This is a genomic window from Okeania sp., from assembly GCF_983059655.1.
The window spans coordinates 1-11,094 of sequence record NZ_CEZPJD010000201.1 but is presented as its reverse complement, the minus strand read 5'-3'; the positions used below and the strand labels follow the sequence as shown (position 1 = coordinate 11,094).

2 protein-coding genes are annotated in these 11,094 nt (G+C 36.5%); both read right to left on the bottom strand.

Annotated features, from left to right (window positions below; all coding sequences use genetic code 11):
• Positions 1-4,551, bottom strand: a 4,551-nt coding sequence (locus tag AC3DU7_RS13375; RefSeq protein WP_488039833.1) for an ATP-binding protein, incomplete at its 3' end; no start/stop codon positions are given.
• 929 nt (positions 4,552-5,480) lie between these two features.
• Positions 5,481-10,847 (bottom strand): protein kinase domain-containing protein, encoded by a 5,367-nt coding sequence (locus tag AC3DU7_RS13370; RefSeq protein WP_488039832.1) that lies wholly within the window; start codon positions 10,845-10,847, stop codon positions 5,481-5,483.
• Between the last annotated feature and the right edge of the window lie 247 nt (positions 10,848-11,094).

Below are 11,094 nucleotides of genomic sequence, written 5' to 3'. Positions count from 1 at the left end.
ATCCACAATACTGTCTTTTTCTAAAAAGCTGAGAAACTGAGCCGGAACAAAACGCTCATAAGCCTGGTTTAATTTAGTTATATTGTTGTACAGTTGGGCATTTTCTAATGAAATTGCTGCTTGAGTAGCAATAGTTCGTAACAGTGCCATGCGTTCTCTGGTAAAAGCTCCAATAGTCAAGTTATTTTCTAGATAAATAAGGCCCTGGAGTTTACCTTGATTGATTAGAGGAGTGCAAGCAATAGACTGACATTGATATTTTTGAATGTAGGCATCGTCAGTAAAATTCCCTTCACGAGTAGCATTGTTCAAAACAATAGTATTACTAGTACGGGCAACATAATACACAATTTTTGACGCTACCATTGTAAATTCATATATAGGAATAGACTGCAATAGGAAAACTTCCTCAGAGTATTCTTCCTTTGTTGCTTCAATAAATAAACTTTCCCCATGAGCCAAAATTAATATTCCTCGTTGCGCTCCTGCATTTTCAATAAGAATATCCATTAAAGTTGCCAGTAATTTTTCCCAAACAATCTCGCTAGAAATGGCAGTCGTGGATTTAATCACTGTAGCTAAATCTAAAAAATGACTATCATTAGAACGGGTTGTACCCTTTTCCCATATTCTATCAGAGCTTTTGCTATTGCAAGTTTTTAACAATTGAGGATAGTTTTTTTCTAAGTGCTTGACTTTTGCTATTGCTCCCCATTGACTGTAGCAGTAATGTGCTTCCATCATGTAAACAGAAGCAATTTTTTCCTGCTGCCAGTCAAGATAAAATTTAGCTGCCAGTTCATTTGCTAGAGCTTCTTCTTGAATATATTTATTTTCTTTAGCTCCTGATATTGCCTTGTTATATAACTCAATTGCTTCTGCTTTTTTTCCTAAGATTCGGCTTTTTTCGGCCTCCACTAAATCAACTTTATGTTGGTAATTCATCGGAGCAAACTCTGCCCATCGCTGTTGCAGTTGCCTTTGATTTTCTTCTACTCGTTCGATCATCTCTGACATCTCGTTTTTGGCATTACTCAAACTTGCCAAAGCAATTAAAGAATCATAAAAATAAAATATTGGTTCAGTCACCAGTCCAGCAACAGCTAGCACATACGCCTTTATTTCTTCTACATTATTTTCAATAGATTCTATTTCCTCAAACAGATAACACAACATCATCTTATATAAGTAAAAAAATGATAACCCCAAGTAGTCATTAGCAGAAAGCATTTGAGAGATAAATTTGGCTTCTCGATCGCTATCTCCAGATAAAATAGTTGGATCTTTAGCCATTCCAAGTAAATTTAATGTTGACTGCCAACAACTGCGACACCAATTAGCTGCCGCTAATTGATTCAATTGTACTAACCCATTAAAATAAGTATGAGATAACTTTTCCAAGGCAGCCAAAGGTTGATTAGACCAAAAAAATTGTAAACAAAAAGCATGAGCATTGTAGCCAGCAAATTCTAAATTTCCCACCTCTAAACCCATTCCATAACCTTCTTGCAAGGGAGAAACGGTTTCTCTAATATGAGATTTATAATGTAGGAGAAAAAATATCACAATATGTATTACCAATGGTTTCACACTTTTTAAATCTAGTTTGGAGACTACCTGTAGTGCTAGTTGACCAAACTTTACCCCAACATTGACATCTTGCAAGATATTACAAGCAACCATACCATAGCAAGAATAAGCAAAGGCGGAAGTCTCAGTATTTCCATATTGAATAGATAGCTTGACTGACAAAGCTACCAATAATGGAAATAAGGGAGAACCGGAAAGGTAAGTAGCTGGCATAATGCTATTGGCAATTTCCACAATAGCGATTTTTTCTCTATCCTTCATCATTGGTAGATCGACTAAACTTTCTATTTCTCGATCGCCAACCAGTAGGCAAATTTCGGAAACTGCCTCTTTAATATAATCTTGTGTGGGCTTTTGGGGAAAAGTGAGACCTAGTTGTTGCAAAAATTGTTGTGCAGTAATAATTGCTTTTGTGGGTTGATTTTGAGTGTTATATGCTTGTATTCTAATTTTATAAACATTGACTTGTTCTGGTAAAGAGCGGGTATTAGCAGCTACTATCTCAATTAATTGTTCCATAGCCTCAAAATTACCACACAGAAAAGCCAATTCTACGGCTAATTCATAGAACTCCAGAATCATATTGTATTGGTGCAACCAACCATTTTCCCCCAATAAAGCCAATCCAATATTGGCATATTCACGGCTTGTCTGATAAGCATTAGCATCTTTAGCTTTGCGACAGGCAACTAAGTTGAGTTGAGCTAGTTCATTTCGTTCGGTTTGTTTGGTTATTAAAGCTGTTCCATAGTTTAGTTGATTGACGAGTTCAAAAATCTGCTCTTCCTTGGTTTCTGGGGACATCTTTTGTAACAGCAATTGTCCTATCTGATAATGAGTCTTGTTTTTTTGGTCATCGGGAATTAGAGCATAAGCAGCTTGCTGAATTCGATCGTGACTGAATTTAAAAAATTGAACGAGAAGATTTTCATCTAATTCGGACTGGAGTAAAATTAAGTTGCGGTCAAGACAAATTTTTAACAACTGAAAAGTTTCTTGGGCAGAAATTTTTCTTACCCAAGCGATAGTTTTTAAGTCAAAGCATGCTCCTAAACAAGCAGCAATAGATAAAACTTCTTGACTTGATTTTGGTAATTTTTGCAGTTTAATTACCATCAATTCTACAACATTATCTGTAAACTCACTTGCCTTTATCGCTTCTATATCCCATTGCCAAACCCTTGATTCTTGATTTAATTTTAACAATTCTTCGCTATGTAATGCCTGTAAAAATTCATTAACAAAGAAAGGATTTCCTTCTGTTTTTTTCATAACTAACCAGGCTAAATCACAAACTTTTTCTACATTCTGCTTCAAGGTATCGGCGATTAGACAAGCAATTTGAGATATAGGTAATTTTTTTAACTTAATTTTATTAACTCCTGCCTTGTTTTGCTTCAGCTTTTTGAGAGAAATAGCTAAGGGATGGCTTGCCAAAACTTCATTATCGCGATAAGCTCCTAACAGTAAAAGATATTTGCTTGTTCCTTCTACTAATAGCCGTTCAATCAATGTCAAAGTTGCTAAATCGGCCCATTGTAAGTCATCTATAAATAAAGTTAATGGATGCTCGCGATCGCAGAAAGCACCAATAAAGTCAGAAAAAACAAGGTTGAAACGATTTTGTGCTTCATTGCCTCCTAATATCGCAACAGAAGGTTGTTTGCCGATAATTAATTCTACTTCAGGAATAACATCAATGATTATTTGTCCGTTGTTTCCTAATGCCTTCAATAATTTTTCTCGCCATACCTGAAACTTAGCTATGCTTTCCCCTAATAATTGCCCAATTAATCCGCGAAAAGCTGCGACAATTGCTGAATAAGGAATGTTGCGTTGAAATTGGTCAAATTTGCCAGATATAAAATAACCTCTACATTCTGCGATCAGCTCAAAAAGTTCTTGCACGAAAGATGATTTGCCAATACCAGAATAACCGCTCACTAACATAAGTTCCACTTTTCCAGTTTCGACAACTCTCTTAAATGCTTTCAGTAAAGTTGCTATTTCTTTTTCCCTGCCATAAAGTTTTTGAGGAATTTGGAAGCGATCGGAAATATCTTGTTGACCTAGTGTAAAAGAATTAATATTTCTTGTTTCTTTGAGTTGGCGACTACACTCTTCTAAATCTGCTTTTAACCCATCAGCACTTTGGTAACGATCCTCAGCATTTTTGGCCATTAATTTCATTACAATATCTGCAATGATTTGAGGTATTTCTATCTTGTTAAGTTTTTCTTTGCTAATAATTGCTGGTGGATTTTTGGCCAGATGACAATGTATTAATTCTAAAGCATCGGAACTTTCAAAAGGCAGTTGTCCCGACAGCATTTCATAAAATGTTACTCCCAGAGAATAAAAATCTGTGCGATAATCTAACCCTCTATTCATTCTGCCTGTTTGCTCTGGGGAAATATAAGCTAGAGTACCTTCTAAAAGGTCAGGATTTTTTAGGGTAGGATTTTCCCTACTTAGTTGAGTAGCAATGCCAAAGTCGATGATTTTTAGTTCTTGAGTTTCGGGATTAAAAACGATATTAGAGGGATTGATATCTTTATGAATAATATGTAGTTTGTGTATTTCTCCCAAACTTTGTGTAATCGCGATCGCCAGAAATAAAAATTCTTCAACAGAAAGCTCTGGGCACTTTTCAAGCCATCGTTTGAGGGAAATTCCACCAAAGTCTTCCAAAGCGATCGCATAACTTCTTTGATATTTTTCCAAGCTATATGCTTTAATAATACTGGGAGAGTTCAACTGGCAAGTCAGATGATATTCTTGTTTGTAGCGTCGAATTTCCTCTGTACTGGGATACTCTCGATTAAGAAATTTGATAATAACAGGTTGATCTTCGCGGAGGGTGGTTGTAGTTTGATCGACAACTCTTCGAGCGCTATACACTAAGGAATTTGCACTTTCATGGATTTGAATTAAATCCGTATATCCAGCAAGGACTACCATAATAATACAATGGGAAAAAAATTAAGGACTTTATTCATTTTATCTCAGTACTATTATATCATGTCCCATTAACTAGCTCCAATATTATGTCTCTTTAAACACCCACAATAAAACTTTTAGGGAACAGAAAACGGGAAATAGGAAAAAATTGATCGGGTAACACATTTTTATTATCGCTAATTCTTGATATAATATAGAATCTGGTTATACAGTATATGTTTATAATTCTATCAATACTTTTCATTAACATAAAGTACAGAGATTTTGGCTTACCGAATAATTAACTAATTAATAATTAAATAGTTATGGTTTAAAGCCTCCCCTTTTAAGGGGAAAAAAGCGGTCTCCGGATGGTGAGGTCCCCTGCTCTTATCAGAGCCGCTCCGAAGATCGCCATATCCAATCAACCAAGAGAAGAAATAGTATTTCCTTATATTCAATTCCGTAACGGTTTTAACCTTCTTGTAATTATCAATTATCCATTATCAATTATCCATTAATGAAAGCGCTTTTCGCTCTTGATGAACCACATCGCCATAATAAAAACCCAGACGTTGCATGCAACGTCCCTACTGGGGTCTAATGAAATGAAAACCCCTGTTAAGACAAAGGCAGAAGCTCTGTACTCTATCTTTGTGAAAACCGCACAACCGGATTTTATATAATATCATGTCCGGTAGCATCGTTTGTTTATAAAATTAAGTTAAAATTGCAATAAACCATTCTGCCTCTCTTAGTGAGCATTCCCTCTCTTGGTCAGCATTCCCTTACGCCTGTCGGCAGCACGGGATCTCACCGCTTCTGCCCTCTGTCTTCTACCTTCCTTACTCCTAAGTATAACTATTTAACCGGACATGATATGACTTCTGACTTCTAACTTCGTTAAACCCTTATTCTCTTCAGTCACCAGCAGAAAGAGAGGGCAGGACTCATAATTCCCTTATGTTTTCTACCTCCTGCCCTCTGCCTTTCTGCATAACACCTGTTTGACCAAAATCATGACTTTGGCAGCGCTCGAGATAACTGCAAACAACCTGATCGCGAGCGCCATATTCTAAGCATTCTTGAAATAAAGCTGCCGCTTTTGTAAATGACTCCTGATAAAACAACAAAACTGCCATTTCAAACTTCTGTTTCGTAGCAATTTTGATATACCTTAATTCTGGTGGATCGGCAGAAAAAACTTCAAATAAAGCAACCGCTTTAGTTTTACCTTTAGCTGTTACTTGTTCAATAAATCGATAGTTGTATTCCAAGGGATTATTCAAACGTGCCAAAGTTTCATGAGTAATTAACAGGGAAACCCCATAAGTTTTGGTAAAACCTTCCACTCGCGAGGAGATATTCACCGCATCTCCGATCGCTGTTCCATCCATACGCCCAAATCCGCCTACAGTACCTAAAATCAACCTACCTGTATGTAAACCAATACCAATACGAATGGGTTTTAAATTCCTTTGTTGTCTCTCTGAATTGTACATTTTCAACTCCTCCAAAATCGCTATTGCTCCTTTGAGAGCATCATCGGCAGAATTAGGAAACAGAGCCATAATGGCATCGCCCATATATTTATCAACAAACCCACCATGTTTTTGAATTTGCGGTTCCATATAACCGAGATATTCGTTAATAAAAGCGAAGTTTTCCGCCGGAGTCATCTGTTCGGAGATGGTGGTAAAATCCCGAATATCAGAGAATAAAACAGTCATTTCCCGTTCTACTTGGTCTCCGAGTTTCACATTAACAATGCTCTTTTTCTCTAAAAAGCTGAGAAACTGCTCTGGCACGAAACGTTTGCAGGCATCATACAATCGAGCATTTTCTAAAGATATGGCCGCTTGTGCTGCCAAAGTTCTTAACAATGCCATGCGTTCTCTGGTAAAAGCTCCAGTAGTAAGATTATTTTCCAGATAGATAATACCTTGGAGTTGACCTATATTAATTAAAGGGGTGCAGGCGATGGAGCGACATTGATATTTTTGAATATAGCCATCGTCTGTAAGACTACGATCGCCTGCGTCGGTTTCAGATGCTAGGGAAGGAGTGCTAAGAGACTTGTTTTCACCCATGGCATCATTGAGAACTACTGTTTTGCCAGTGCGGGCGACATAATTGACTATTTTTTTTGAAAGCCGTTTGAAATTATTTAAAGGAATAGGTTGCAAGAGGCAAACTTCCTGAGAGTATTCTTTGGTAGCTTCGACGAATAAACCTTCGCCATCAGGTACAATCAAGATTCCCCGTCGGGCTCCGGCGTTTTCTACCATAATATCCATTAAAGTTTCCAGTAATTTATTGAGTACGATTTCGCTAGAAATAGCATTAGTAGATTTGATTAATGTTGCTAAATCTAACTCTGCAGTAGTGGTAGAATTGTTGGTAGTCCAAGTACTCAAGATTTTATAACCATAAGTTGTAGCAGTTGGAGATTTAAACAATTTAGGATACTTATCTTCGAGTTGTTTGATTTTTGCAGTTGCTCCCCAGCGATAGTAGCAGTAATGCGCGTCCCTCATGTAAACCAGGGCAACTTTTTCCTGCTTCCAGTCAAGATAAAATTTAGCTGCAAGTTCGTTGGCGAGGGCTTCTTCTTGGATGTATTCGTTTTCTTTTGCTCCTGAAATTGCTTTGTGGTATAGTTCGATCGCTTCAGCCTTTTTCCCTAAAATTCTGCATTTTTCCGCTTCTACCAAATCTACCTTATGTTGGTGATTCATGGGAGCATACCTCGCCCAATACTGTTTTAGCTGCCTTTGATTTTCTTCTACCGCTGCGATAATTTGGGATATATCCTCTGATTCTGGTGTTGCATCTGCAAGAAAAGTCAAAGAATCATATAAATACAAGGCCGGGATCGCAACAGTTCCGACAATAGCCTTTAAATATTTTTTGATTTCAACAGCATAGTTTTTAGCTAATGCTATTTCCCCAAATAGGTAGGAAAGCATCAGATTATGTAAATACAAACAAGACAAACCAGAAAAATTATTTGCTGCTTGCAGTTGTTCGAGTAATTCTGGTTCGAGAATAACTTCTCCAGATAAAATATAGGGGCGATAGACTGCTGCTTGTAAATTTAAAATAGATTGTAAGTGAATTTGACACCAATTAGCAGCCATTAGTTGATTTAATCGTACCAATTTTTGATGGTAAGTACGAACTTGCTGCTCCAAGCTCTCAAGTGGCCGACCACACCAAAAAGCATTGAGACAAAAATTATAGGCGCTATATCCCGCTACTTCCAAGTTACCGACTTCCATACTTCCTGCATGACTTTCTTGTAACAGTGTTAGGGTTTCTTTCGTATGAGATTTGCGGTGTAATGTGAAGAATCCTACTACGTTTAATACTTCTGGCTTGAAAGCTTTAGCATCCAGTTTAGAGACTAGTTTGAGTGCTAATTCACCAAATTCAACTCCGGTTTCTACATCCAACAAAATATTGCAGGCAAGGATGCTGTAATAAACATAAGCAACAGCTGAAGCTGGTATATTTCCATTTTCAATAGAGAGTTTAACTGAAAAAGAAATGAGCAGTGGATATAAAGGAAAATTTGAGAAGTAAGTGGCGGGAATAATACTGTTAGTAATTTGTATGGCAGAAGCAATTGTTGCATTTACTGCTATTGGTAAGTTAACTAAGTCAGAAATTTTTCTGTTTTCAATTAGTTGAGCAATTTCTACTGTAATTTTTTGAGTATCTTTTTGCGTAGGAGCTTGAGGAAATTGAAATCCTAATTGGTGAAGGCATTCTAGAGCAATTTTAATAGCTTCCTTGAGTTTAGTTTGGCTAACTTTTGATTGAATTGAAATTAGGTAAACATTAACTTTATCCAATAAAGACCGCCCTTCGGTAATAACTTTATGAATAAACTGTTCCATCTCCTCAATAGTGCCACATAGCCAAGCCAACTCGGCAGAATTATTATAAAATAATAGGGTCATTTCATATTGCCTGTGCCAAGCATTTTCTCTTAGTAAAGATAATCCTATTTTCGCATATTCGCGACTTACTTGATAAGCGCTAGCTGCTTTTGCTTTATGACAGGCAGTCAGGTTTAGTTTCGCGAGTTCGTCGCGTTCTTTTTGTTCCCTGATTAAAGCAGTGCCATGGTTTAGTTGATTAACTAGCTGAAAAATCGACTCTTCTATAGTTTCTGGGGGTATTTTTTCTAGGATGACTTGTCCGATATAGTAATGGGTGACTGCTTTGCGCCACTCAGGAATCAGAGCATAAGCTGCCTGTTGAATGCGATCGTGACTGAATTGATAAGATTGAATCAACAGGTTTTCGTCCAGTTCCGATTTAGGGAGAATTAAGTTGTGCTCCATGGCAATTTTTAGATATTCAAAAATTTCTTGAGGAGATTTTTGTGTAATTAATGATATTATTTCTAACTCAAACTCTGCTCCCCAAAAAGCAGCCATAGATAAAATTTCTTGGCTAGACCGGGGTAATTTTTGCAGTTTTTCTACCATCAATTCCACTACATTATCGCTAAATCCTCTGCCTTCTATTTCTTCTATATTCCATTGCCAAGCTCTTGATTTACGGTCAAATTGTAGTAAATTTTCATCAGACAATTCTTGTAAAAATTCATTGATAAAAAAAGGATTTCCTCCCGTTTTTTGCCAAACTAACTGAGCTAAATGAGAGTTTCCTTGAATCTGATTGAGGGTATCACTGATTAGACGAGTTATTTGTTTTTGAGATAAAGGTTGTAAAGTTATTTTCTGAATTTTATTGTGGTTTTTTTTAATTGTTTCGAGAGAATTTAACAACGGATGACCGATATCTACTTCATTATTTCGATAAGCTCCTAACAGCAATAAATATTCTGTTTCTCCTGCAAATAATATTTGTTCTATCAGCGTTAAAGTCGCTAAATCTGCCCATTGCAAATCGTCTATAAATATAGTTAAAGGATGGCTTTGATCGGCAAATATACGAATAAAATTGCTGAAAATTAGATTAAAACGATTTTGGGATTCATTTACTCCTAATACTGGAACTGGCTGCTGCTTGCCGATAATTAATTCGACTTCAGGAATGACATCAATAATGATTTGTCCATTATAACCCAATGCTTTTAAGAGTTTTTTTCGCCACCTTTGTAGTCGTTCTCTACTTTCTACCAATAATTGTCCGATTAATCCTCTAAAAGCTGCGACAATTGCTGAATAAGGAATATTGTGTTGAAACTGGTCAAATTTGCCAGATATAAAATAACCACGACAGACAGTAATAGGTTGATAAAGTTCTTGGACTAGAGAAGACTTGCCGACACCAGAATAACCAGTCACCATCATTAATTCTACTTTTCCTGTTTCGACAACTCTCTCAAATGCTGCGAGCAAAGTGGAAATCTCTTCTTCCCTTCCGTAGAGTTTTTGGGGGATTTGGAAGCGATCGGAAATATCCTGTTGACTTAGCGTGAAGGAATCAATATTTCCTGTTTCTTTTAGTTGTCGGCGACACTCTTCTAAATCTGCTTTTAACCCGTCAGCGCTTTGGTAACGATCCTCAGCATTTTTGGCCATTAATTTCATCACAATATCTGCAATTATTTGAGGTATTTCTATCTTGTTAAGTTTTTCTTTGCTAATAATTGCTGGTGGATTTTTGGCCAGATGACAATGTATTAATTCTAAAGCATCGGAACTTTCAAAAGGCAGTTGTCCCGACAGCATTTCATAAAATGTTACTCCCAGAGAATAAAAATCTGTGCGATAATCTAACCCTCTATTCATTCTGCCTGTTTGCTCTGGGGAAATATAAGCTAGAGTACCTTCTAAAAGGTCAGGATTTTTTAGGGTAGGATTTTCCCTACTTAGTTGAGTAGCAATGCCAAAGTCGATGATTTTTAGTTCTTGAGTTTCGGGATTAAAAACGATATTAGAGGGATTGATATCTTTGTGAATAATATGTAGTTTGTGTATTTCTCCCAAACTCTCCGTCATCGCGATCATCAGAAATAAAAATTCTTCAACAGAAAGTTCTTGGCCCTCTTCAAGCCATTGTTTGAGGGAAATTCCGCCAAAGTCTTCTAAGGCGATCGCATAACTTCTTTGATATTTTTCCAAGCTATATGCTTTAATAATATTTGGAGAGTCTAACTGGCAAGTCAAATGATATTCTTGTTTGTAACGTCTAATTTGCTCGCTGGTGGGATATTCTTGGTTCAGAAATTTGAGGATGACTGATTGGTTATTGTCAAGTCTTTGGGTACGATACACTTGAGAGTTTGTACCCTCATAGATTTGAATCAAATCTGTATACCCAGCAAGGACTACCATAATAATACAATGCGAAAAAAACTAAGGACTTTATATATTATATCAATAAGGTTCCTCTTACTAACTCCGAATAAATACCCAAGCTATTTGTAGCAAATATTTATCAATTTGGTATAACTAGGATTTTAGGTGTTAGGAGTTAAGAGAAAGAAAAGATTTGAATAAAATGATTTTTTTAATTAGTATTCAATAGAACATCTGTATTAAGAGATTCTGTATCGCGATCGCATAACTCCAAAAAAACTGA